The organism is Frigoribacterium sp. ME-P-080 (genome assembly GCF_030209595.1).
In the GTDB taxonomy this organism is placed as follows: Bacteria; Actinomycetota; Actinomycetes; order Actinomycetales; family Microbacteriaceae; genus Frigoribacterium.
Window position 1 is genome coordinate 89,629 of the sequence record NZ_JARVRR010000004.1, and the last position, 23,031, is coordinate 112,659.

The window sequence follows — 23,031 nt, forward strand, 5'->3', positions numbered from 1 at the left end:
CGTCCCCGAGGGAGGCGCGGTGTCGGCCCGTGCCCCGTCACCGGTCAGAAGGGCCCGGCGGCCTTCGCGATCGCCTCGAACAGGGCGGTCGTGTCGTCGTCGCGGCGCTTGACCGACGTGCCGATCGTGCCGCCGGGGGAGTGGACCTCGGCCGAGACCCGGCTGCCCTTGTCGGACGCGGCGAAGTCGAGCCTCACGGTGTCCGTGCCGCTGGCCGACGCCGATCGACGCAGAAGCGTGGCCCCCGTCTCGTCGGCGTCGCCCAACGAGAACGTGGGGCTCGCCTGCAGTGCTCGACGCACGAGGCCGGGCAGCATCGCCACCGGCAGCTTCAGGTCGAGCGTCGCCCGGGTCACCTCGGGGTCGCCTCGGACGATCTGGGGTCCACGCGTGTCGGCCATGGTCGGAGCGTAGTGCCGACGGACGGCTCCGTCGATCACCCGGGGCGCGCGACGCCGTCGCTGCCACCGCGGAGCCGCGTCGGGGTCGCAGCGGGCACCGCCGCCGCACCCGGGCCTCACCCGGCCGGCCGCCCTACGCTGGACCGATGCCGAGCCCCGACCCGTCCGACCCCCGCCGTCCGTCGAGCCGTCGCGGCCCGTCGGGCACCGCAGCGCTCACCTGGGGGATCGTGCTGCTCGCGATCGCCGTCGTCGGGTCGCCGATCGGCGCGTCGGTGCTGCTCGTCGGGCTCGTGGCGCCCGGTCGGCAGTCGTCCGTCGACGTCGTGGTCGCCCTCGCCGTGGTCGCCGTCCTCGTCGCCGGCGGCATCGTGCTCGTGAGGATCGGTCTGGGACAGCGCCGTCGAGCCCGGCTCGAGAAGGTCGTCGACCGGGCGGCCCCGCCGGCGGGACCGACGCCGGTGACGCGGCCCGCGCCTCCTCGGGTGGCTCCCGGCAGCGCGGCACCGGTCGTCGTGCCGCCCCCTGTGGTCGACGCGACGGCGGTGCGGACCGCGGCCGTCGTGGTCGACGACCCGGTCGCCCTGTGGCGCTCGGCGTTCCGACTCGAGGCCTGGTGGTTCGTGGACCGCGGCACGGCCGGGGCCTCGAGGCCCTTCGCCGTCGTGGACGAGGGCACCCCGACCCTGCTCGCCTTCACCTCGCCCGAGCGCGCTCGGGACGCCGCCCTCGCCCGCGGCCTCGACGCGTCGTCGGCCGACCGGCTGGTCTGGCGCGCGCCCGCCGACTTCGTGGCCGACGTCGGCACCTACACGCGTGCCGGGTTGAGGCGTCTCGCCCTCGACCCCGACCAGCACGGGGCATCCGGCACCCTCGCGGCGCTGCCCGAGATCGCACGGCTCGTCCGGCGCTGACCCGCAGGACAGGCCGTCCGCTCAGTTCCAGCGGTAGCCGTGCTCGGGTCGGCCCGGGCTGCCGTACCGGGGCTCGCGGGTCGCCGCCCCCGTGTCGGCGAGGTGCTCGAGGTACCGGCGGGCGGTCACCCGCGACACCCCGGCGGCGTCCGCCACCTCGCCCGCCGACGGTGACCCGCCGCGACGCAGCACCGACACGACCTGCTCGAGCGTGGCCGCCGCGAGGCCCTTGGCCAGCGTCGGTGCCGGTGCCCGGCGCAGGGTGGCGAACCCCGAGTCGACGTCCGACTGGGTCACCTGTCCCTGCCCGGTCGCCAGCGACACGCGGAACGCCCGGTAGGCCCCGAGCCGGTCGGCGAACGTCGCGAAGGTGAACGGCTTGATCAGGTACTGGACGATGCCGAGCGACACCGCGGTCCGCACCACGGAGGCGTCCCGCACGGCCGTGATCGCGATGACGTCGACGCTCGACCCCGCCGCCCGCAGAGCCCGGCAGAGCTGCAGACCGTGCGTGTCGGGCAGGTTCATGTCGAGCAGCACGAGGTCGAGACCCCGCCCGTGGGGGCCGCCGAGCGCGCGGACCGCGTCGAGGGTCTCGCGTCCGTCCCGCGCCCGGCCGACCACCTCGAAGCCGTCCAGCCGGTCGAGGTACGCGACGTGCGCCTCCGCGGTCAGGGGCTCGTCCTCGACGACGAGCACGCGGACCCGGTCGACGGACGAGGAGGCGCCGGTCACGACCGCACCCCACCCCGACGTCGGGCGGCGGTGTCGACGTCGTCCGGCCGCCGGTCGGACAGCAGCACCGAGAAGGTGGTCCCGTCGGGTCCCGTGGCGACGTCGAGCCGACCTCCGACCCGACCCACGGCCTGACGGACGAGCGCGAGGCCGATGCCGCGTCCGCCCGCCGACGTCGGCTTGGTGCTGAACCCCCGCCGGAAGGCGAGCTCGACGTCGTCGAGCCCCGGACCGTCGTCCTCGACGTCGAGCTGGACGCCGCCCTCGACCCGGGCGACGGTCACCTCGACCCGGGGCGGGCGGGCCGGGCGGCCGGTGGGATCGGGGGAGGGGGCCGGGGCGTCGAGGGTCGGGGCGACCGCGTCGAAGGCGTTGTCGACGAGGTTGCCCAGGATCGTGACGAGGTCCCCGGGCTCGACGTCGATCGTCCCGAGGTCGGGCTCGACGTCGACGCGCAGGTCGATCGACCGTTCGCGGGCCTGCGCCGCCTTGCCGAGCAGCAGGGCGGCGAGCGTCGGCTCGTCGATCGAGGCCACGACCCGGTCGGCGAGCCGCTGGCCGAGGTCGAGCTCGTCGGCCGCGAACCGGAGGGCCTCGTCGCCACGCCCGAGCTCGATCAGCGACACGATCGTGTGCAACCGGTTCGAGAACTCGTGGGTCTGCGAGCGCAGCGCGTCCGAGAGGGTGCGCATGGTCTCGACCTCGCCGGTGAGGTGGGTGAGCTCGGTGTGGTCGCGCAGGGTCGTCACGGTCCCGAGCGTGCGGCGGGAGCGCGGGCGGGCGGTGCCGGTGACCGGTGCCGCGCCTCCTGACGGTGTCGCGCCTCCTCGTCCGGTCCAGGGCGTCGGGTGGGTCGGGCCCTCGGTGGGTTCGGTGACCTCCTGGTTCACGACCAGCACGCGGTCGTCGGTCACGTGCACCTCGTCGGAGGCGCGGCGTCCGGAGGCGAGCAGCTCGCGCAGCGAGTCGGGCAGCTGCAGGTCGGTCAGCGGGACGGGAGCGGCGATGCCCCCGGGCGGCAGGTCGAGCAGTTCGGCCGCCTGGTCGTTGTAGAGCGTCAGTCGGCCGCGGTCGTCGACGAGCACGAGACCCTCGCGCACGGAGTGCAGCACGCCCTCGTAGTACGCGAACATCCGGGCGAGTTCCTCCGGGCCGCGGCCCCAGGTCACCCGCCGCAGGTACCGGCTGAGCAGCCACGAGACGACGCCGCCGAGCACCACGGTCGCCCCGGCGGCCGCGAACACGAGCGGCAGCCGCTCACCGACCGACTGCGTGATGGTGTCGACCGTGACCCCGGCCGACACGAGGGCGACGACCTCGCCGTCGCCCTCGATCGGCACGACCGCGCGCACCGACGGGCCGAGGGTGCCGGCGTAGGTCTCGGTGAACGACTTCCCGCGGAGGGCCGGGGCGATCGTGCCGACGAACGGGCGGCCGATCTCGTCGGGGTCGGGGTGCGTCAGGCGCGTGCGGTCGGGCCGCATGATCGTGACGAAGTCGGTCGACGTGTCGCTCATCAGGGCCACGGCGTAGGGCTGCAGACGGGCGCTCGGGTCGGACGTCCCCAGCGCGTCGACGACGTAGGGGTTGTCGGCGATCGAGGTGGCGAGTGCCAGGCAGGCCCGTGCCGCCGAACGATCGGCGTCGTCGCGGGCCGACCGGATCGTCCAGGCCGTCGCCAGCAGGGTCACGGCGACGACGAAGACCACGAGCAGGGCGAACAACCGGGTGGCGATGCTCCACCGGGTGGGGTCGACGGTCATCTCGGGCGGGCTCCTCGCTGCGCTGCGGCCGGGGTCCATCATGACGCACCACCGGCGCGACCAGTATGACCACAACGTCGACGCCCACCCGGCGACCGGCGAGAGTCGCGGCGACGAACCCCGCACGACCGTCGACGACGACGCCGCCGGTCACGAGCTCGAGGAAGACCCCCATGGCAAAGACGCACAAGGGCCCGCAGACCCCCACCCCCGGCGGAACGACGACGACGGGCGGCGTCCGCGCCCGGCGCCGGATCGACCGCTCGCACTGGCTCTACATCGCGGTGATCGTGGCCGTCGCGGCCGGCATCGTCGTCGGCCTCACGGCACCCGAGGTCGCCGTGCAGCTGAAACCGATCGGCACCGCCTTCGTGTCGCTCATCTCGATGATGATCGCGCCGGTGATCTTCTGCACGATCGTGCTCGGCGTCGGCTCCATCGCCAAGGCCGCGACCGTCGGCAAGGTGGGCGGGCTCGCGCTCGGCTACTTCATCGCGATGTCGACCTTCGCCCTGGCCATCGGCCTCGTGGTCGGCAACCTGATCCACCCGGGCGAGGGCCTGATGATCGGCTCGACCGGATACGAGGCGCCCGCCGCCGAGGAGGCCGGTGGCACGGCGGGCTTCCTGCTCGGCATCATCCCCGAGACGCTGGTGTCGTCGCTGACCAGCGGCTCCATCCTGCAGACGCTGTTCGTGGCCCTGCTCGTCGGCTTCGCCCTGCAGCGCATGGGCGATCGGGGCGCGACGATCCTCGAGGGCGTCCGCAACCTGCAGGTGCTGGTGTTCCGCATCCTCGCGATGATCATGTGGGTCGCCCCGATCGGCGCGTTCGGTGCGATCGCCGCGGTGGTCGGCGAGACCGGCGTCGCCGCCATCGTGGCGCTCGGCACCCTGATGGTCGCCTTCTACATCACGTGCATCCTCTTCGTCGCCGTCGTGCTCGGCACGATCCTCAAGCTCGTCACGGGCGTCAACATCTTCCGGGTGATGAAGTACCTCGGACGCGAGTACCTGCTGATCGTCTCGACCTCGTCGAGCGAGGTCGCGCTGCCGCGCCTCATCGCCAAGATGGAGCACCTCGGCGTCTCGAAGCCCGTCGTCGGCATCACCGTGCCGACCGGCTACTCGTTCAACCTCGACGGCACGGCGATCTACCTGACCATGGCGTCGCTCTTCATCGCCAACGCCATGGGCACGCCGCTCGACGTCGGCGAGCAGGTCTCCTTGCTGCTGTTCATGATGATCGCCTCGAAGGGTGCCGCCGGCGTCACGGGTGCCGGCATCGCCACCCTCGCGGGAGGCCTGCAGGCACACCGGCCCGACCTGGTCGACGGCGTCGGCGTCATCGTCGGCATCGACCGGTTCATGTCCGAGGCGCGCGCCCTGACCAACTTCACGGGCAACGCCGTCGCGACGATCCTCGTCGGCACCTGGACGAAGCAGATCGACAAGGACCGCGTCGAGACCGTGCTGTCGGGTCGTGCGCCCTTCGACGAGGCGACCATGAACGCGGACGGTCACGGCGCCTCCTCCGGGTCGGACTCGGACTCGGGGTCGGACTCCGCTTCGGCCGGCCCGGCCGCCGCGCGCCTGCTCGACGGTCGCGCGGGTGGGCTGGGCTCGCTCGAGGGCACCTCGCCCGACCGCATCTCGACCGGCTCGCTGCACGCCATGGTCGGCACCGACGGTCGGCGGGCCGACGAGCACCTCGCCGAGGCCGCCGCGGACGACGAGCCCCGTCGCGGCTAGGACCCGCCTCGGACCCCAGATCGTCGCCGAGACCCCCGTGCGTGCGCGGGGGTCTCGCCGACGTCCCGGGGTCTCGGCGACGTCCCGGGGTCTCGCCGTCGGCCCGCCGACCCGCGGCGGGTGCAGCGTGCAACATCCGTGTCGGAGGCGTACCGTCGCACCCGATGTGCGGTCACGCCCCGCGGTCAGAGCCGACCGACCGGGCCCCGCAGGACGGAGCCACCATGCTCGCCGGACGCCTCGACGTCAGCACCCGCCACTTCTCGGTCACCGAGGTGCCCACCCCCGACGCCGGCCCGGGGCAGGTGCGCATCGCCGTCGCCGCCGCCGGCGTCTGCCTGAGCGACGTGCACCTGATCCAGGGGTCGCTCACGCCGCTGCACCTGCCGGGCGACACCGTCACCCTCGGCCACGAGGTGGCCGGCACGGTCGACCAGGTGGGCGACGGCGTCACGCACGTCGCCGTCGGCGACCGCGTCCTGCTGCAGGCCGGCGAGGAGCGCCACGGCCAGGTCTTCACCCGCGGCGTCGACTACGACGGCGGGTGGGCCGAGTTCGCCGTGGCCCGCGCCGACACGGTGGTGCCGATCCCGGACTCCCTCCCGTTCGAGCAGGCCTGCTTCATCCCCGACGCCGTGTCGACTCCCTGGGCTGCGCTGACCACGACCGCCGACACCCGGCCCGGCACGGCGGTCGGCGTCTGGGGCGTCGGCGGCCTCGGCGCCCACGCCGTCCAGCTGCTCTCCCTGCTCGGCGCCGCGCCGATCGTCGCGGTCGACCCCCTGCCCGGTGCCCGGGCCCGGGCGCTCGAGTTCGGTGCGGACCTCGCGCTCGATCCCGCCGACCCGGACTTCGCCGCGGCACTCGGCCGGGCGACCGGTGGCCGCGGACTCGCCCGGGCCTTCGACTTCGCGGGGGTGCCCGCCGTGCGCGAGCAGGCCATCGCCTGCCTCGGATACCGGGGACGGTTGACGCTCGTCGGCCTGTCGGACCAGCCGATCACGATCACCGACGGCACGAAGTTCAGCTTCCTGCAGCAGCAGGTCCTCGGCCACTACGGCTCCGAACCCGCCGACGTCACGACGCTCGTCGCGCTGACGGCCCGGGGGAGGCTCGAGTTCTCCCGGTCGGTGAGCGCCACCGTGCCGTTGGCCGAGGCCGAACGGGCGGTGCAGATGCTCGAACGCAAGGAAGGCGACCCGATCCGGATCGTGCTGGTCCCGTGAGCGACGCGACCCGCGCCTCCTCGGTCCCGGGCGAGGGCGACGACCGCCCCGCTGGTGGCGACGACCGCCCCGCCGGTGGTGACGACCGCCCCGCAGGTGGGGACGACCGACCCGTCGTGGGAGGCGTCGAGCACGTCGACCTGCTCGTCGTCGGCGCCGGCCTGTCCGGGGTCGGCGTGGCGGCCCAGCTCCGCCGGGACTTCCCCCGTCGCAGCCTGGCCGTCGTCGAGGCCCGCGCGGCGATCGGCGGCACCTGGGACCTCTTCCGCTACCCGGGGGTCCGATCGGACAGCGACATGTTCACCCTCGGCTACGGGTTCCGACCCTGGCGCGACGCGCGGGCGATCGCTCCGGGCGAGGCGATCAGGGAGTACGTCCGTGACACGGCCGACGAGACGGGCGTCGCCGGGCTGATCCGGTTCGGGCATCGCGTGGTCGCGGCCGACTGGGTTTCCGCCGAGGCCCGGTGGACCGTCACGATCGAGGTCGCGAGCACGTCGGCAGCGGACGCGTCGTCCGCCGCCGGCGAGGAGTCGAGCGCAGGAGGCACGGGTGCCGTCCCGACGTCCCGGCGCGTCACGATCACGTGCTCGTTCTTGTTCGTCTGCTCGGGGTACTACCGCTACGACGAGGGCTGGTCGCCCGCATTCCCGGGGCAGGACTCGTTCGCCGGACGCGTCGTGCACCCCCAGCACTGGCCGGAGGACCTCGACGTGAGCGGCAAGCGCGTCGTCGTGATCGGATCGGGGGCGACGGCGGTGACCCTGGTGCCCGCCCTCGCCGAGAGCGCCGAGCAGGTCACCATGCTGCAACGTTCGCCGACCTACGTGCTGTCCCTTCCCTCGCGACGGAAGGAGCCCCGCGCCTGGCGTCGGCTGCTGCCGCAGGCCGTCGACGACCGGCTGATCCGGTGGCGCAGCATCGGCATGGCGCTGCTCAGCTTCCAGACGAGCCGGCGCTCTCCCGAGAAGATGAAGGCGTTCCTCCGGGCGCAGGTGGCCCAGCGCCTGCCGGACGACTTCGACGTCGACCGGCACTTCCAGCCGAGCTACGACCCGTGGGACCAGCGCCTCTGCATCACCCCGGACGGCGCGCTGTTCCGGGCGTTGCGCTCGGGGTCGGCGTCGATCGTGACCGACGACATCGACTCGTTCACGGCCGGTGGCGTCCGGGTCAAGGGTCGCGACGGCCAGCGGGCGCACGAGCTGCCCGCGGACGTCGTCGTCACGGCGACGGGGCTCAACCTGCTGCTGTTCGGCGGCATGCGGTTGTCGGTCGACGGGGTGGAGGTCGACCCGGCGACCCGGCTGACCTACAAGGGGTTCATGCTCTCGGGGGTGCCGAACCTGGCGTTCGCCATCGGGTACACGAACGCGTCGTGGACGCTGAAGATCGACCTCGTCGTGCACTACGTCGCCCGGCTGCTGCGTCACGCCGACCGTCACGGGTACCGGTCGGCCGTGCCAATCGCGCCGGAGCGGCCGGGACCGACGAGCCCGCTGATCGACCTGACGAGCGGGTACGTGTCGCGCGGGGTGCACCTGATGCCCCGGCAGGGATCGCGGTCACCCTGGCGGATGCACCAGAACTACCCTCGCGACGTCTGGTTGATGCGGCACAGCACCCTGACCCGGGACGGCGTGCGGTTCGAGCGCTGAGCGAGCCCCGGCGGTCTCGCGTCGGACGACGCGGCGGCCCGCCGGGGACGACTCAGCCGACCACCGCGAGGGCGAAGGGCAACACGGCGGGGGCCCCTGCGCGGCGCAGGTCGCGTCCGGCCACCGTGAGCGTCCAGCGGCTGTCGACCAGGTCGTCGACGAGCAGCACCGGCCCGGACACGTCGGCGAGGGCCGCGGCCAACTCGGGGCCGACCTCGAAGGACTGCCAGACGTCGGCCAGACGGTAGACGCTGTTGCCGCCCTGGCCGCGGCCGGCCGAGGGGCGGGCGCTGCCGAGCGTGCCGAGCAGCGGCAACCGCCCGACGGTGCTGATCGCCTCGGCGAGCGACCCGACGAGCTGCGGCCGTGACGTCGACGGCATCGCCACGACCCCCACCGGCCGTTCGGCCCACGGCCACTCCTTCAGGACGCGCACGACCCCGTCGAGCAGGTGCTTCGACAGGGGCGCGTCGGGAGCGGTCGCCGCGAAGACCTCGCGGAGGGTGTTGCCCCACCCGAGGTCGGTCAGTCGGGCGAGCGCCCGCCCCGGCTCGACCCGTTCGCCCTCGGGGATCTTGCCCTTGACGGCGACCCCGGCCCGGTCGGCGCCCGTGGGCCACTGGGCCCGGGGGTCGATCTCGACGCCGACCCGGTCGAGGGTGCTCGCGGCCGAGGTCGCCGCCTCGCCGGCGATGTCGGTCGGGTACCAGGTGCCCGCGCAGACGTCGCACCGCCCGCAGGGCTCGGCGGCCGGATCGTCGAGGTCGACCTGCAACATCTGCATGCGGCAGGTCTCGCCGCGCTCGAACGCGAGCATCGACTCTTGCTCGGCGACCCGGGCCGCGGCGATGCGGTCGTAGCGTTCGGCGTCGTAGACCCAGGGCTCGCCCGTGCTCACCCAGCCGCCCTGGACCCGGCGGACGGCACCGTCGACGTCGAGCACCTTGAGCATCAGTTCGAGCGGGGTGCGCTTGACGTCGACCCGCGCCTCGAGGGCGGGCGTCGACAGCGGTGTCTCGCCCAGCTCGGCCAGCACGGCCGCCGCCCGCGCCTCAGAGGGCATCGAGGCCGTGGCGAAGTACTGCCAGATCTCGGCGTCCTCGGTGCCGGGCAGCAGCAGCACGTCGGCGTTGTCGGTGGCGCGACCCGCTCGGCCGATCTGCTGGTAGTACGCGACGGGCGACGACGGCGCGCCGAGGTGGATCACGAAGCCGAGGTCGGGTTTGTCGAAGCCCATGCCGAGGGCGCTCGTGGCGACCAGTGCCTTGAGGTCGTTGCCCTTGAGGCGCTGTTCGAGCTGTTCGCGTTCTTCGGGGTCGGTGCGGCCCGAGTACGACCGCACGTCGTGCCCGGCCTCGCGCAGCAGGCGGGCGGTGTCGTCGGCGGCCGAGATCGTGAGCGTGTAGATGATGCCGCTGCCGGGCAGGTCGGCGAGGTGGCTGAGCAGCCAGCCGAGTCGATCGCGCGAGGTCGGCAGCTGCAGCACCCCGAGACGCAGGGAGGCGCGCGCCAGCGACCCCCGGATCGTCAGCACCTCGTCGCCCGGCCCCACGGCGAGTTGCTCGGCGACGTCGGCCACGACGCGAGCGTTGGCCGTGGCCGTCGTCGCCAGGACGGGCACGCCCGTGGGCAGGGTGCGGATGAGGTCGGCGAGGCGACGGTAGTCGGGCCGGAAGTCGTGGCCCCAGTCGGAGATGCAGTGCGCCTCGTCGACGACGAGCATGCCGAGCCGGGCGATGAGGACGGGCAGCTGCTCGTCGCGGAACCGCGGGTTGTTGAGTCGTTCGGGGGAGACGAGCAGCACGTCGATCTCGTCGTCGACGAGCTGCTGCTGGACGTCGGACCACTCGTGGGCGTTCGCCGAGTTGACCGCGACGGCCCGGACCCCGGCCCGGGCGGCGGCGGCGACCTGGTCGCGCATCAGGGCGAGCAGGGGGGAGACGAGCAGCGTCGGGCCGGTGCCGCGTCGACGAAGAAGCAGGGTGGCGATGAAGTACACCGCCGACTTGCCCCAGCCGGTGCGCTGGACGACGAGGGCTCGACGACGATCGGCGACGAGCGCCCGGATGGCCTCGAGCTGCCCGTCGTGGAAGACGGCATCGTCGCGCCCGGTGAGCGCCCGCAGCAGGTCGAGTGCCTCGGCGTCGATGTCGGTCGCGGTGCTCGTCGGTGTCATGGCCCCATGCTCGCAGAGGCCACCGTCACCCGCCGGACGGACGGAGGGCGCGACCACCCGACGTCGGGGGTCGCGCCCTGGGGACGAGACGAGGGAGGCGGGTCAGCCCGCCGAGGAGTCCGAGCCCGGCTCGGCCGGGGGAGTGGCCCGCTTGCCGAGCTCGACCGCCACGAACGAGGCGACGACGCCGGCGACGAGCGCGAAGACCGTTCCGCCGGCACCCCACGACTTCTTGCCGAAGAGCTGGTCGACCGAGGGCCCGCCGGGGCCCGAGGCCAGGGCGGCGGCGGCGGCGATCAGGACGGCGTTGTACTCGTAGCCGCCCTCGGTCACCCACGGGCCCTTGGAGAGGTGCACCTTGCGGACGGCGGTGACCATCGTCCCGACGATGCCGGCGGCGGCGAGCGGGGTCGCCGCGCCGAGGGCGAGGGCGGCACCGCCGGCGGTCTCGGTGACCGCGACCAGACGGGCGTTGCGGGCGGCGGGGTGCATCCCCGTGCCGGCCATCACCTGCTCGGTGCCGGCGAGTCCGGGACCGTCGAAGGCGCCGGTCAGCTTCTGGAGTCCGTGGCCGACGAAGAAGCCGCCGACGGTCAGGCGGAGGAGGGTGGATGCGAGGCTCATGCACCGTTCCTACCCGGTGTGGGCCGTCGCCGTCCGCGGCGGGGAGCGTCCGGTCCGCCCGCTCGTGTCAGGATCGGGGGATGCGCGCCGTCCAGTACGACCAGTTCGGGTCGATCCCGACCATCGTCGACCTCCCGGCACCCGTGCCGCCCGCCCACGGCGTCGTGGTCCGCGTCGCGGCCACGGGGGTGTGCCGGAGCGACTGGCACGCCTGGAGGGGTCACGACGACTCGGTGCGCCTTCCCCACGTGCCGGGCCACGAGTTCGCGGGCGTGGTGACGGCGGTGGGTGCCGACGTCGCCCGGGTCGCCGTCGGCACCCGCGTGACCGCCCCGTTCGTCTTCGCCTGCGGCACGTGCGACGAGTGCCGTGCCGGTGCCACCCAGGTCTGCTCGCGTCAGCAGCAGCCCGGATTCACCCTTCCCGGCTCGTACGCCGAGTCGCTGGTCGTCCCGCACGCCGACGTGAACGTCATCGCCCTGCCGGACGAGGTCGGCTTCGTCGAGGCGGCGGCGCTCGGCTGCCGCTTCGGCACGGCGTACCACGCCCTGCACGCCCGGGCCCGCGTCCGGGCGGGTGAGTGGGTCGCCGTCTTCGGCTGCGGCGGAGTGGGTCTCTCGGCGGTCGCCGTGGCGGTGGCCGCCGGTGCTCGCGTCGTCGCGTCGGACATCTCGCCCGCCGCCCTCGAACGGGCCGCCGACCTGGGTGCCGAGACCGTCCCCATGGACGACCTCGCCGTCGACCGGGTCCGAGCCCTCACCGGCGGAGGCGCCGACGTCGCCCTCGACGCGTTCGGCAGCCGGGTGACGTCCGCGGCATCCGTCGCGTCCCTCCGTCCGCGGGGTCGACACGTCCAGGTGGGCCTGCTGCTCGACGACGAGGCCGCCCCGGTGATCCCGATGGGTCGGGTGATCGCCGACGAACTCGAACTGTTGGGCAGTCACGGCATCTCGGTGGGCGAGTACGCCGCGATGCTCGACGACGTCGTCGCGGGCCGACTGCGTCCGCAGGAGTCCATCGGTCGGATCATCGCCTTCGACGACCTGCCCGACGCCGTGGCCGCCATGGACCGACCGGCGACCACCGCCGGCATGACGGTGGCCGTGTTCTGACCCGATCTACCGCAGTCGTCGAAGGTTGGTGACGCTCAGCCAGATCAGGCAGAGCATGCCGATCAGCGTGAAGTACGACCCCGACTTCCCCGGATCGAGGACGATCAGGACGATCGAGGCCGCCGCGATCGTCACGGCGACGGCGAGGAGGACGCGCCACGTGGTGCGGCCCGTCGGGGGCGGGGGATTCGAGGTCATCCTCCATGCTGTCATCCCTCCCCGGCGTCCGCGAGGGGCCCGGTACGGGGAGGATGGCCCCATGACTGCACTCCAGGGAATCGACGTCGCGGCCGAACTCCGACAGGTGACCGAGCACTGGACGCCGCGGGTCGTCGGGCAGGTGAACGACCAGTACGTGAAGGTCGCGAAGCTGCTCGGCGAGCTCGTCTGGCACGCGCACGACGCCGAGGACGAGATGTTCCTCGTCGTCTCGGGCACCTTACGCATCCAGCTCCCCGACGACCACGAGGTGCTGCTCACCCCCGGGCAGTTCCACGTCGTGCCTCGGGGAGTGCCGCACAACCCCGTCGCCGACGACGAGGTCGAGATCGTGCTGATCGAGACCACCACGACGGCCCACACCGGTGACGTCGTCGTCGACCGCACCGTGCCCGTCGACCGTCAGGTCGGCGACTTCCGCTGACGACGACCGGCCTGGCATCCGCCCTCGCACCCGCTCGGGCACTCGGCCTCGGGACCGCACCCGGCAGGCCGCCCCGGCGTCGCCAGCGGGCGGCGACTCAGGTGAGATCGCGGGAGAAGCTCGCGATGTCGGCCGCGAGCAGCTCGGGTTCTTCGTGCGGTGCGAAGTGTCCACCCCGCGGCATCTCGGTGAAGCGGACGACGTCGTGGGTCCGTTCCGCCCAGCGGCGCGGGGGATGCACCAGGTCGCGGGGGAACACCGCGACCGCCGTCGGGACGCTCACCCGGATCACCGGGGTCGTGTGCCCGGCAGCGTGCTCCCAGTACGGGCGCAGGGCCGTGGACGCCGCGCCGGTGAACCAGTACAGCGAGGCGAGCTCGAGGAGGTAGTCGTCGCTGAAGCGCGTCGAGACGTCACCGACGCAGTCGCTCCAGGCGCGGTGCTTCTCCAACAGCCACGAGAGCAGGCCGACCGGTGAGTCCGACAGGGCGGGTGCCAGGGTGAGCGGGCGCGTCCGTTGCTGGTGTTCGTAGGCGCCCTCGGTCGCCGACCACGAGGCGACCTCGTCGAGGTGTGCGCGTTCGTCGGATGCGAGACCGGCAGGGTCGTACTCCGGGGGACCGCCCACGGCGAGCAGGTGGATGCCGGCCACCTCCTCGGGGTGGCTCTGAGCGAGTCGGGAGGTGATGCCCGCCCCGAGATCGCCGCCGTGGGCGACGTAGCGGGAGAACCTGAGCTCGTCGGTCATGAGACGGTGCCACAGCTCGTGCGTCTGGTCGCCGAGCGTGGGTCGGGGCGGCGAGAACGGGAACCCCGGCAGCGCGGGGACGATGACCGTCATCGCGTCGTCGGGGTCGCCTCCGTGCTCGGACGGCCGTGACAACCGCCGGGCGAGCTCGACCAGTTCGAGTGCCGTGCTCGGCCAGCCGTTCGTGAGCACCACGGGCAGTCGCTTCGAGTCCTCGCCCTCGAACCGGAGGTACGACAGCGCGGTGCCGTCGAGGTCCACCGAGCCCCACGGCAGCGACGCCATGCGGCTCTCCCGGGCTCGCCAGTCGAAGCCGGTGACCCAGTGCCGCGCAAGGCGGCGCAGGACGGCTTCGTCGGTCCCCGCCTGCCAGGCGTCCACGGGCCAGCCGGTCGCCCATCGGGTCGATCCGACACGGTCGAGGAGGTCGGTCAGGTCGGCGTCCGACACGGAGAGGTCCATGGCCTCATCTTCCCGTGATCAGGCCGTCGACCCCGAGGAGGCGCGGGGCGCGTTCCCGAGGACGGCGCGAGCCACCGTGTCGACGGCGTCCTCGACGAGCGCGTCCCGGGCGTCGGCGTCGTCTCGCTCGGACTCGTGCACGACGATCGTCGCGCCTCGCCGGGCGCCGACGTAGTCCACGATCCCGTGCTCGATCTGCGTCCGCATCGCCGTCTCGTAGCCGTGCCGTTCGTACGTCCCGGCCGAGTCGCCGGCCACGGCGAGGAGGTGCACGGTCAACCTGCCGAGCCGGCGGCGCGTACCGCCCTCGGGGTCGATCTCGAACGCCCACCCGTTGACGAAGACCCTGTCGATCCAGCCCTTCATCAGGGCGGGCATCGACCACCAGTAGACGGGGAACGCCAGGACGAGGTGGTCCGCCCGGTCGATCCGCTCCTGTTCGCGCACGACGTCGGCGGGAACGGTCCGGTGGCCACGGTAGGCCGCGCGGTCCGCCGTGCCGAAACGTGGGTCGAACCCTTCCGCCGCGAGGTCGGCCAGCTCGACCGTGCCCGGCGGCAGGGCCTGCACGAGCCGTCGGGCGACACCGGAGGTCAGTGAGGCGTGATCGGGATGGGCGGTGACGATGAGCGTGTTCACGGCGACCAGTCAATCCGGTCCCGCTGGGCACCCGTCGACTGGGCAGGGCAGGGCAGGACCGGACCGGACAGGACAGGACAGGACAGGACAGGACAGGGCAGGGCAGGGCAGGGCAGGTCAGCCGCCGCGGGTCCACTCCGCGACGAGCGAGACGGTGTGGGCGTACTCGGCCAGCCGGGGCCGGTTCAGGAAGGCATGGCGGGTGCCCGTCAGGACGTGGTGCCGCACGTCGACCCCCGCGTCGGCGAGCTCCCCGGCGAACACGTCGCCCGAGGCGCGCATGTTGTCGCGCTCGGCGGCCACCACGAGCGTCCGGGGGAATCCCGAGAGGTCGTGACCTCCGGGGAAGGCGAGACGGTCGGCCAGTGCCGTCCGCGAGCCGGCGTAGTTGCGGTTCATCACGTCGAGCGCCCACCTCGCGTGGCTGAGTCCCCGGTGTCCGCCCGACCGGTGGCGTGCCTCCGCCATCGGGGGATGCGCCGGGTGGAAGAAGCCGTAGGCGAAGACGGCGCCCACCGGAGGGCGACCCTCGTCGATCGTGCGGAGGGTGGCCGCGGCGGCGAGGCACGCCCCCGCGCTCGCGCCTCCGACGACGACGCCCTCGGGCGACCGGTCGGCCACCTCGCCGTAGGCCGTCACCACGTCGTCGAGTGCCCCCGGGTACCGGCTGCGCGACGGCATCAGCCCGGCCACGAGACCGAGACCCGGAGGAGGCGCGAGGCGGTAGTCCACCGTGGCGACCCTCACCCCGCGTGCGGCGAGCGACCGCGCCACGTCGTGCGCCTCCGGCTGGTCGAGCCCTCCGCGGAAGAACCCACCGCCGTGCAGCCACAGCAGCGTCGGCCCGGGCGATCTCGTCGACACCGGCCACGGCTCGTACCAGCGGACGGGCACGGGGACCCGGTCGGTCCCGCCACCCGGGGCTTCGAGTAGTCGGCTCATGCCCCGTCGACCGTGTCGTCGGGCAGGACCAGCAGGTCGAGGTGGTCCTGCAACTGCTGCACCACGTCGATGCGGTCCGGGTCGAGCAGCCACTGCAGCTGGATGCCGTCCCACAGGGCCACGAGCCCGGACGCCGCCCGGTCGGGGTCGACCCCGGGGCGCAATCGACCCCGCGCCTCCAGCGCTCGCAGGGCGTCGCCGTACTCGGCACGCAGACGCTCGAAGCGCTCACGCACGTAGTCGCTGCCGGGGTTGCCGGTCGTGACCGCCTCGCCCGCCAGCACCGCGTAGAGCGCGATGAGTCCGGGCACCGTCTCGTTGTGTCGCGCCTGCCCGAGGACGGTCCCGATCAGGTCACCCCGGTCGGGAGGCTCGGCCGAACGGTCCGAGACCGTGTCGCGACGTTCGAGCACCGCGAGCAGCAGCGCGCTCTTCGACGGGAAGTAGTGCAGCAGGCTCGTCTGACTCATGCCGACGACGTCCGCCACGTCACGGAGCGACCCGCCGACGTAGCCCTTGGTGGAGAACACCTCGAAGGCCGCCTCGACGATCGCGAGCCGGCGTTCGGCCGACTTCGCGTACGGGCCGCGACGCGTGGGACGAGAACCGTCGGCACCACCCGCGGGCGCGCCTCCTGGGTCGCTCGTCGTCGAGCCGGTCGTCGTCATGATCGGCCACTCTACGACCTCCCGGACACCTCGCCCGTGAAATTCGAGCGACCACTCGAATTTGTGTTAGCGTCGCTGACGCCACGGCCCCACGACGAAGTGAGATGAACATGAGCCCGATTTCCCGACGGCAGTTGCTCGGCCTGGGGGTGACCGCCGGCGCCACTGCCATGCTCGCCGGCTGCGCCACGCCCGGGACGACCTCCGTGAACTCCCTGCCGACCATCCCCGCGGCCGACGGCCCGGTCAAGCTCCAGTACTGGGCCTGGCTCAAGGGCCTCGACCAGGTCACCGCCTTGTACAACAAGAGCCAGTCGCGCGTCCAGGTCGAGACCGTCTTCATCCCCGGCGGCAACGCGGGCGGCTACCAGAAGCTGTACTCGGCGCTCGCCGCGGGGGCCGGGCCCGACATCGCCCAGGTCGAGCTGCGCTCGCTGCCCGAGTTCCTCCTCGCCAACGGCGTCGTCGACCTGAAGCGCTACGGCGCCGACCAGTACGCCGACCTCTACGACCCCACGCTGTGGAACCAGGTCAGCTACACCGACGGCGTCTACGCGATCCCGCAGGACAGCGGCCCGATGGGCATGTTCTACCAGCCCGCCGTCTTCGACACCGTCGGCGCCGGCGTCCCCGCCACGTGGGACGAATGGGCCGCGGTCGGCACCGAACTCAAGGGGGCCGGCGTGCTGATGGACTCCTTCCCGCTCGCCGACGCCTCGCTGTTCGCCGCCTACGCCACCCAGGCCGGTGCCTCGTGGCTGCGCGCCGAGGACGACGGCTGGGTCATCGACATGACCGACGAGGCGACCCTGACCGTCGCCCGGTTCTTCGACAAGGCGATCGACGACGGCATCGTCACGACCGCCTACGGCGCCTACACGCCGGCCTGGTTCTCGGCCGCCAGCGCGGGCACGATCGCCTCCGTCGCGACCGGCTCGTGGGGTGACGCCCTGATCGAGGGCGTCAGCGGCGCCGAGGGCAAGTGGAAGTGCGCCCCGCTGCCCACCTGGCAGACCGGCTACGCGTCGAGCTTCCTCGGCGGCTCGACCGCCGCGATCCTCGCGAACAGCCAGCACCCCCAGGAGGCGCTGGACTTCGCCGTCTGGATGACCACGACCCCCGAGGGCATCAACGCCCTCATCGAGTTCTGCGGCATCGGTTGGTCGCCGGCCCGCGACGTCGTCGGCTCGCTGCGCGAGCAGCCCAGCCCGTTCTTCAGCGGTCAGAACTACAACCAGGAGGTCTTCGTGCCCGCCACGAAGGAGTCCTCGCAGAACCAGGACTGGAGCTGGTGGCCCATCACCCAGCAGTCCTTCAACATCCTGAGCGACGGGTTCCGGGGCAAGGCGTCGGGCGGCACGCTCGTCGACGCCGTGGCCCAGGCCGAGAAGGACATCATGGCCGTCTTCCAGAACAAGGGCCTCACCATCCGGAAGGCGAACGCATGAGCGCCGCGACCGACACCAGGCCCGACGCGGCGACCGACTCGACCCGCACCTCCTCGGGGCCCCGCCGCAGCAGCTCGAAGGGCGCCGTCAAGCGGGCGCCCTGGGTGCTGCTCGCGCCGTTCCTGGCGCTCTTCGCCCTGACCTTCGTGATCCCGATCGTCATCGCCCTCTTCTCGAGCTTCACGAAGGTCACCCGCAGCGGCCTGTTCGGCGAGGGCGGCGTGACCAGCGGCTTCGCCGGCTTCGACAACTACGCCCAGGTCATCGGCGACCCCAACTTCGTCGCCTCGATCGGCCGCATGTTCCTGTTCGGCATCGTCCAGGTGCCGGTCATGCTCATCCTCTGCACGGTGCTCGCGCTGCTGCTCGAGTCGGCGTCGGCGAAGTGGCCGGGCGTGTTCCGCGCCGCGTACTTCCTGCCGTACGGCGTGCCCGGCGTCATCGCGACCATCCTCTGGTCGTTCCTGTACGTACCCGGTCTCAGCCCGATCATCGACATCGGCGAGGTCTTCGGCGTCACCCCCGACTTCCTCGGCGCGAACACCGTGCTCTGGTCGATCGCGAACATCGTGACCTGGAGCTACACCGGCTACAACATGCTGATCATCATCGCCCAGCTCAAGTCGATCCCGGTCGAGCTGTACGAGGCCGCCAAGGTCGACGGTGCGTCGTCGTTGCGCGTCGCGTTCAGCATCCAGCTGCCGCTGATCCGTCCGGCCCTGCTGCTCACCGCCGTCTTCTCCATCATCGGCACCCTGCAGCTGTTCGCCGAGGCCCAGGTGCTGCAACGCGTCTCGCCGGCGATCGACAGCCAGTACACGCCCAACCTCAGCGCGTACACCACGGCCTTCGCCTACAACGACTACAACGTCGCGGCCGCCCAGTCCGTGCTGATCGCCCTCGTCGCGTTCGCGCTGTCGATCACGTTCCTCAGCATCACGAACAGGAAGCAGAAATGAGCCTCTCGACGAAGGGCGCCGAGCACGCCACCGAGACCGAGTCCATCGTGACGGCACAGGGTCGCGGCCGCGGCGCCGAGAAGCCCGCCCGCCGCCGTGCCCGGAGCGCCGGCCCCGACCGCACGGCCGGACGCTCGAAGGCGTCCACCATCATCGTCACGGCCGTCCTGGTCGTGGTGGCGCTGTACTTCCTGGTGCCGGTCTACTGGGTCGTCGTCGCGGCGACCAAGACCACGCCCGACCTGTTCGGCACGTTCGGCTTCTGGTTCGCCCCGACCTTCTCGCTCTGGGACAACCTCGGCCAGGTGCTGACCTACGGCGACGGCATCTTCGTGCGGTGGGTGCTCAACTCGGTGCTCTACGCCGGCGTCGGAGCCCTGATCGCGACGTACTTCGCCGCGGCCGGCGGCTACGCGCTCGCCAAGTACGAGTTCCGCGGACGCAACGTCGTCTTCGGCACGATCCTCGGCGGCGTGCTCGTGCCCGGCACCGCCACGGCCCTGCCCCTCTTCCTGCTGTTCAGCCAGATGGGCATCGCCAACACCTACTGGAGCGTGCTGCTGCCGTCGCTCGTGTCGCCGTTCGGCCTGTTCCTCTGCCGCATCTACGCGCAGGCCACGGTCGACACGTCGCTCATGGAGGCCGCCCGCCTCGACGGCGCCAGCGAGCTGCGCATCTTCCACACCCTGGGACTGCGCATCCTCACCCCGGCGCTCGTCACGGTGTTCCTGTTCCAGCTCGTGGGCATCTGGAACAACTACTTCCTGCCCCTGGTCATGCTGAGCGACGTGGACAAGTTCCCCGTCACGCTCGGCCTCAACAACTGGCTCAGCCAGACCGACCGCCTGCCCGAGTTCTACCAGCTGACGACCGGCGGCGTGCTGCTGTCGATCATCCCGCTGGTCATCGCCATGGTCGTCCTCCAGCGCTTCTGGCGCGGCGGCCTCACCGAAGGAAGCGTCAAGTGACCCCCAGCACCACACCGTCCACCGTCTCCGCCGACTACCTCACCGACACCGGCCCGGGTCAGGGTGCCCGCACACCGGCGCGGTCGTGGCTGCACACCGACGCCCCGACGCTGTCCCTCGACGGCACCTGGTCGTTCCGTCTACTGCCCGGCGCCCCCGGCACGCTGGGCGGCCGCGGCGTGCTGCCCGGGGGCGAGCCCGTCGACGGCGTCGGCGCGGTCGACCTCGACGAGTCGTCCTGGGGCGAGATCGAGGTGCCGTCGCACTGGGTGCTCGGCGGTGACGGTTCGCGCGGCGCCCCGATCTACACCAACGTGCAGTTCCCGTTCCCGACCGAGCCGCCCTTCGTGCCCGACGCGAACCCGACCGGCGACCACCGCCGGACGTTCGAGCTGCCGTCGTCCTTCGACGGCGCCGAGCGCGTGCTGCTGCGGTTCGACGGCGTCGAGTCGCGCTACGTGGTGTGGCTGAACGGCGTCGAGATCGGCATGGGCGTCGGCAGCCGCCTCGCCCAGGAGTTCGACGTCACCGACGCCCTGCACCCGGGCGAGAACGTGATCGCGGTGCGCGTGCACCAGTGGTCGGCGTCGAGCTACGTCGAAGATCAGGACCAGTGGTGGCTGCCCGGCATCTTCCGCAGCGTCACGCTGCAGGCCCGCCCGGTGGGCGGCCTCGACGACGTCTGGCTTCGGACGCCGTTCCACGGCACGGCCGGTCAGGGCGAAGGAGGCGCGGCGATCGTCCCCGAGATCACCGCCGGCGAGGCCGCCTACCCGGTCACCCTCTCGGTGTCCCAGCTCGGCGTCGAGGTGACCTGGGCCACCCCGGCCGACGTCGCGCCCGTCGCGCTCGACGCGGTCGAGCCGTGGTCCGCCGAGACCCCGCGCCTCTACGACGCGACCGTCACGAGCGCAGGCGGCGCCGAGACCGTCTCGCTGCGCCTCGGCTTCCGCACGGTCCGCATCGTGGGCGACCAGTTCGAGGTCAACGGCCGCCGCGTGGTGTTCCACGGCGTCAACCGCCACGAGACCCACCCCGACCGTGGCCGCGTCTTCGACGAGGAGTGGTCGCGCCGCGACCTCGCCCAGATGAAGCGGTTTAACGTGAACGCGATCCGCACGTCGCACTACCCGCCGCACCCGCGCCTCCTCGACCTCGCCGACGAGCTGGGCTTCTGGGTCGTCCTCGAGTGCGACCTCGAGACCCACGCCTTCGAACGCCAGGAGTGGATCGGCAACCCCAGCGACGACCCGGACTGGCACGACGCCTACGTCGACCGCATGGTGCGCACCGTCGAGCGCGACAAGAACCACCCGAGCATCGTCCTCTGGTCGCTCGGCAACGAGGCGGGAACGGGTCACAACCTCGCGGCGATGGCGGCGTGGACCCACGCCCGTGACGGGGGCCGTCCCGTGCACTACGAGGGCGACTACACGGGCGCCTACACCGACGTCTACTCGCGCATGTACTCGTGGATCGACGAGACGCGCGCCATCGGGTCGGGCGACGAGTCCGTCCCGCTGCTGGGCTGCACGCCGGCCGAGGCCGCGCGCCAGCGCTCCAAGCCGTTCCTGCTCTGCGAGTACGTCCACGCGATGGGCAACGGCCCCGGCGCGATCGACGAGTACGAGGACCTGGTCGACGCCTACCCGCGCCTGCACGGCGGCTTCGTCTGGGAGTGGCGCGACCACGGCCTGCGCACGCACACGGCCGACGGCGTCGAGTACTTCGGCTACGGCGGCGACTTCGGCGAGGTCGTCCACGACGGCAACTTCGTCATGGACGGCATGGTGCTGAGCGACGACACCCCGTCACCGGGCCTGTACGAGTGGGCGCAGGTCGTGGCCCCGATCCGCCTGCGCTTCGAGACGCCCACCGTCGACGGTCGACCGGGGCTCGTCGTGTCGAACCTGCGGCATTCGGCGAGCGCCTCCGACGTCGTCTTCCGGTGGGTCGCGTCACACGACGGCGAGGAGGTGCGCTCGGGCACGCTCGACGTGGTCGGCCTCGACGGCGGCGCCCTGGCCGCCCACGAGACGGTCGTCGTCCCGCTGCCCGAGGTGCCCGTGTCGGGCACCGGCGAGACGTGGTTCACGGTCACCGCCGAGCTCGCCGACGCCACCGTGTGGGCGGACGCGGGTCACGTGCTCTCGACCCAGCAGCTCGACCTCACGCCGGCACCGGTGCGGGTCGCGACACCGCGCCCCGCAGTCGTGGGTGACGTGCGCGACCACGTGGCCCGCGCCTCCTCGGGGCGCGTCGAGCTCGGTCCGGCCGTCTTCGACGACGGGCGGCTGGTCTCGCTGGCCGGGCGCCCGGTCGACGGCGCCCGTCTCGAGCTGTGGCGCGCGCCGACCGACAACGACCGCGGCGAGTGGCTGACGCCGAAGGACCGCGACCGCGACGTGATGCGCAACCGCCACCGCGTCGACCTGTACGAGGTCGGCGTGCTGCCCAGCTCACAGGACACCTGGCTGCTCGCCGGGCTCGACCGGCTCACCGCGCGCGTCGAGTCGGTGAGCGTCGCGCCGGACTCGGTCCGGGTGCGGACGCGCTACGCCGCGGCCGACACGCGCAACGCCGTGACGACCGACGAGCAGTGGCAGCTCGTCGGTGACGACCTCTGGCTGTCGGTCGACATCGTCCCGACGGGGTGGTGGGACATGGTCTGGCCCCGAGTCGGCGTGCGCTTCGACCTGCCGGGCGACGTCGACCACGCCTCGTGGTTCGGCACCGGTCCGCGCGAGTCCTACCCCGACAGCCGTCACTCGGCGTTCGTCGGACGCTACGAATCGGGCATCGACGACCTGTCGGCCGGGTACGCCCGCCCACAGGAGACGGGGCACCGCAGCGACCTGCGCACGCTCGACCTCGGCCCCGCCGGTCGGCCGTGGCTGCGCGTGGAGGCGGTGCCGAGCGCCACGGGTGGACGACCCGGCTTCACGCTGAGCCGCCACACGGCCCAGCAGATCGGCGTGGCCGAGCACCCGCACGAGCTGCCCGCGAGTGACCGCACCCACCTGTACCTCGACGCCGCCCAGCACGGCGTCGGGTCGCGGGCGTGCGGGCCGGACGTCGCGTCGCGGCACGTGCTGCGTCCGGGCGCCCACCAGCTGCGCCTGAAGTTCAGCGCGCTGTAGCGGGCCGACCCCGCCGAGGACGGGCGGGTCCGTGCCGGGCGGGCGTCTCAGGAC

At 72.7% G+C, this 23,031-nt stretch carries 20 protein-coding genes; 10 read left to right on the plus strand and 10 right to left on the minus strand.

Translation table 11 applies throughout. From position 1 onward, the window contains the following. Positions 1-44: 44 nt before the first annotated feature. Positions 45-401: a hypothetical protein gene (locus tag QRN23_RS08975; RefSeq protein WP_157485264.1), complete on the minus strand. Its 357-nt coding sequence runs from the start codon at positions 399-401 to the stop codon at positions 45-47. Positions 402-547: 146 nt separating this feature from the next. Between QRN23_RS08975 and QRN23_RS08980 the strand changes: the two genes are divergently transcribed. Beyond that, complete coding sequence (locus QRN23_RS08980; RefSeq protein ID WP_285063318.1) at positions 548-1,315, plus strand: hypothetical protein; 768 nt, start codon at positions 548-550, stop codon at positions 1,313-1,315. Positions 1,316-1,336: 21 nt separating this feature from the next. Here the strand turns inward: QRN23_RS08980 and QRN23_RS08985 are convergent, their stop codons facing one another. Beyond that, entirely contained in the window at positions 1,337-2,050 is a 714-nt protein-coding gene (locus tag QRN23_RS08985; protein WP_285063319.1) for a response regulator, read from the minus strand. Continuing rightward, positions 2,047-3,813: a sensor histidine kinase gene (locus tag QRN23_RS08990; protein ID WP_285063320.1), complete on the minus strand. Its 1,767-nt coding sequence runs from the start codon at positions 3,811-3,813 to the stop codon at positions 2,047-2,049. The genes QRN23_RS08985 and QRN23_RS08990 overlap by 4 nt, the downstream gene beginning before the upstream one ends. Before the next feature lie 173 nt (positions 3,814-3,986). Here QRN23_RS08990 and QRN23_RS08995 point away from each other — a divergent pair, with 173 nt between their 5' ends. The 3 genes from QRN23_RS08995 (at position 3,987) to QRN23_RS09005 (ending at position 8,448) form a co-directional block, all read left to right on the plus strand. Next, on the plus strand, positions 3,987-5,564 hold the full coding sequence (locus QRN23_RS08995; protein WP_285063321.1) for a cation:dicarboxylate symporter family transporter: 1,578 nt from the start codon (positions 3,987-3,989) through the stop codon (positions 5,562-5,564). A gap of 224 nt (positions 5,565-5,788) precedes the next feature. Continuing rightward, a complete protein-coding gene (locus tag QRN23_RS09000; protein WP_285063322.1) occupies positions 5,789-6,790 on the plus strand; it encodes a zinc-binding dehydrogenase in 1,002 nt (333 codons plus the stop codon). After that, on the plus strand, positions 6,787-8,448 hold the full coding sequence (locus tag QRN23_RS09005; RefSeq protein ID WP_285063324.1) for a flavin-containing monooxygenase: 1,662 nt from the start codon (positions 6,787-6,789) through the stop codon (positions 8,446-8,448). The genes QRN23_RS09000 and QRN23_RS09005 overlap by 4 nt, the downstream gene beginning before the upstream one ends. A gap of 52 nt (positions 8,449-8,500) precedes the next feature. Here the strand turns inward: QRN23_RS09005 and QRN23_RS09010 are convergent, their stop codons facing one another. Next, positions 8,501-10,624, minus strand: coding sequence for a RecQ family ATP-dependent DNA helicase (locus QRN23_RS09010; protein ID WP_159825185.1), 2,124 nt, complete (start codon positions 10,622-10,624; stop codon positions 8,501-8,503). Between the two features lie 102 nt (positions 10,625-10,726). After that, complete coding sequence (locus tag QRN23_RS09015; RefSeq protein WP_285063326.1) at positions 10,727-11,248, minus strand: DoxX family protein; 522 nt, start codon at positions 11,246-11,248, stop codon at positions 10,727-10,729. An 80-nt stretch (positions 11,249-11,328) separates the two neighbouring features. On the opposite strand from QRN23_RS09015, the gene QRN23_RS09020 reads away from it, so the two are divergent. Beyond that, positions 11,329-12,360 (plus strand): alcohol dehydrogenase catalytic domain-containing protein, encoded by a 1,032-nt coding sequence (locus tag QRN23_RS09020; RefSeq protein WP_285063328.1) that lies wholly within the window; start codon positions 11,329-11,331, stop codon positions 12,358-12,360. Between the two features lie 6 nt (positions 12,361-12,366). Here QRN23_RS09020 and QRN23_RS09025 read toward each other — a convergent pair whose 3' ends face one another. Further along, on the minus strand, positions 12,367-12,558 hold the full coding sequence (locus QRN23_RS09025) for a hypothetical protein (protein ID WP_173150752.1): 192 nt from the start codon (positions 12,556-12,558) through the stop codon (positions 12,367-12,369). Between the two features lie 61 nt (positions 12,559-12,619). On the opposite strand from QRN23_RS09025, the gene QRN23_RS09030 reads away from it, so the two are divergent. Beyond that, complete coding sequence (locus tag QRN23_RS09030; protein WP_159825181.1) at positions 12,620-13,003, plus strand: cupin domain-containing protein; 384 nt, start codon at positions 12,620-12,622, stop codon at positions 13,001-13,003. Positions 13,004-13,100: 97 nt separating this feature from the next. On the opposite strand, the gene QRN23_RS09035 is transcribed toward QRN23_RS09030, so the two are convergent. The 4 genes from QRN23_RS09035 to QRN23_RS09050 form a co-directional block, all read right to left on the minus strand. After that, entirely contained in the window at positions 13,101-14,213 is a 1,113-nt protein-coding gene (locus QRN23_RS09035; protein WP_285063330.1) for an epoxide hydrolase family protein, read from the minus strand. An 18-nt stretch (positions 14,214-14,231) separates the two neighbouring features. Beyond that, entirely contained in the window at positions 14,232-14,852 is a 621-nt protein-coding gene (locus QRN23_RS09040; RefSeq protein WP_056044774.1) for an NAD(P)H-dependent oxidoreductase, read from the minus strand. Positions 14,853-14,969: 117 nt separating this feature from the next. Continuing rightward, entirely contained in the window at positions 14,970-15,794 is an 825-nt protein-coding gene (locus QRN23_RS09045) for an alpha/beta hydrolase fold domain-containing protein (RefSeq protein WP_285063331.1), read from the minus strand. Beyond that, complete coding sequence (locus QRN23_RS09050; RefSeq protein ID WP_159825177.1) at positions 15,791-16,462, minus strand: TetR/AcrR family transcriptional regulator; 672 nt, start codon at positions 16,460-16,462, stop codon at positions 15,791-15,793. The genes QRN23_RS09045 and QRN23_RS09050 overlap by 4 nt, the downstream gene beginning before the upstream one ends. 110 nt (positions 16,463-16,572) lie before the next feature. Between QRN23_RS09050 and QRN23_RS09055 the strand changes: the two genes are divergently transcribed. From QRN23_RS09055 to QRN23_RS09070, 4 genes are read left to right on the plus strand one after another with little or no spacing between them, the layout of a single operon-like run. Continuing rightward, positions 16,573-17,910, plus strand: coding sequence for an extracellular solute-binding protein (locus QRN23_RS09055; protein WP_056044890.1), 1,338 nt, complete (start codon positions 16,573-16,575; stop codon positions 17,908-17,910). Further along, entirely contained in the window at positions 17,907-18,869 is a 963-nt protein-coding gene (locus tag QRN23_RS09060; protein ID WP_285063333.1) for a carbohydrate ABC transporter permease, read from the plus strand. Before QRN23_RS09055 ends, QRN23_RS09060 begins: the two co-directional genes overlap by 4 nt. Continuing rightward, complete coding sequence (locus QRN23_RS09065; protein WP_082059946.1) at positions 18,866-19,837, plus strand: carbohydrate ABC transporter permease; 972 nt, start codon at positions 18,866-18,868, stop codon at positions 19,835-19,837. The genes QRN23_RS09060 and QRN23_RS09065 overlap by 4 nt, the downstream gene beginning before the upstream one ends. After that, complete coding sequence (locus QRN23_RS09070; RefSeq protein WP_285063335.1) at positions 19,834-22,977, plus strand: glycoside hydrolase family 2 TIM barrel-domain containing protein; 3,144 nt, start codon at positions 19,834-19,836, stop codon at positions 22,975-22,977. Before QRN23_RS09065 ends, QRN23_RS09070 begins: the two co-directional genes overlap by 4 nt. Positions 22,978-23,031: the final 54 nt, after the last annotated feature.

Coding starts and splice junctions, on each gene's coding strand:
- QRN23_RS09065 (WP_082059946.1), top strand. CDS start 18,866: ATGAGCCTCTCGACGAAGGGCGCCGAGCACGCCACCGAGACCGAGTCC.
- QRN23_RS08995 (WP_285063321.1), top strand. CDS start 3,987: ATGGCAAAGACGCACAAGGGCCCGCAGACCCCCACCCCCGGCGGAACG.
- QRN23_RS09060 (WP_285063333.1), top strand. CDS start 17,907: ATGAGCGCCGCGACCGACACCAGGCCCGACGCGGCGACCGACTCGACC.
- QRN23_RS09025 (WP_173150752.1), bottom strand. CDS start 12,558: ATGACCTCGAATCCCCCGCCCCCGACGGGCCGCACCACGTGGCGCGTC.
- QRN23_RS09015 (WP_285063326.1), bottom strand. CDS start 11,248: ATGAGCCTCGCATCCACCCTCCTCCGCCTGACCGTCGGCGGCTTCTTC.
- QRN23_RS09030 (WP_159825181.1), top strand. CDS start 12,620: ATGACTGCACTCCAGGGAATCGACGTCGCGGCCGAACTCCGACAGGTG.
- QRN23_RS08975 (WP_157485264.1), bottom strand. CDS start 401: ATGGCCGACACGCGTGGACCCCAGATCGTCCGAGGCGACCCCGAGGTG.
- QRN23_RS08980 (WP_285063318.1), top strand. CDS start 548: ATGCCGAGCCCCGACCCGTCCGACCCCCGCCGTCCGTCGAGCCGTCGC.
- QRN23_RS09055 (WP_056044890.1), top strand. CDS start 16,573: ATGAGCCCGATTTCCCGACGGCAGTTGCTCGGCCTGGGGGTGACCGCC.
- QRN23_RS09050 (WP_159825177.1), bottom strand. CDS start 16,462: ATGACGACGACCGGCTCGACGACGAGCGACCCAGGAGGCGCGCCCGCG.
- QRN23_RS08990 (WP_285063320.1), bottom strand. CDS start 3,813: ATGACCGTCGACCCCACCCGGTGGAGCATCGCCACCCGGTTGTTCGCC.
- QRN23_RS09045 (WP_285063331.1), bottom strand. CDS start 15,794: ATGAGCCGACTACTCGAAGCCCCGGGTGGCGGGACCGACCGGGTCCCC.
- QRN23_RS09000 (WP_285063322.1), top strand. CDS start 5,789: ATGCTCGCCGGACGCCTCGACGTCAGCACCCGCCACTTCTCGGTCACC.
- QRN23_RS09020 (WP_285063328.1), top strand. CDS start 11,329: ATGCGCGCCGTCCAGTACGACCAGTTCGGGTCGATCCCGACCATCGTC.
- QRN23_RS09035 (WP_285063330.1), bottom strand. CDS start 14,213: ATGGACCTCTCCGTGTCGGACGCCGACCTGACCGACCTCCTCGACCGT.
- QRN23_RS09010 (WP_159825185.1), bottom strand. CDS start 10,624: ATGACACCGACGAGCACCGCGACCGACATCGACGCCGAGGCACTCGAC.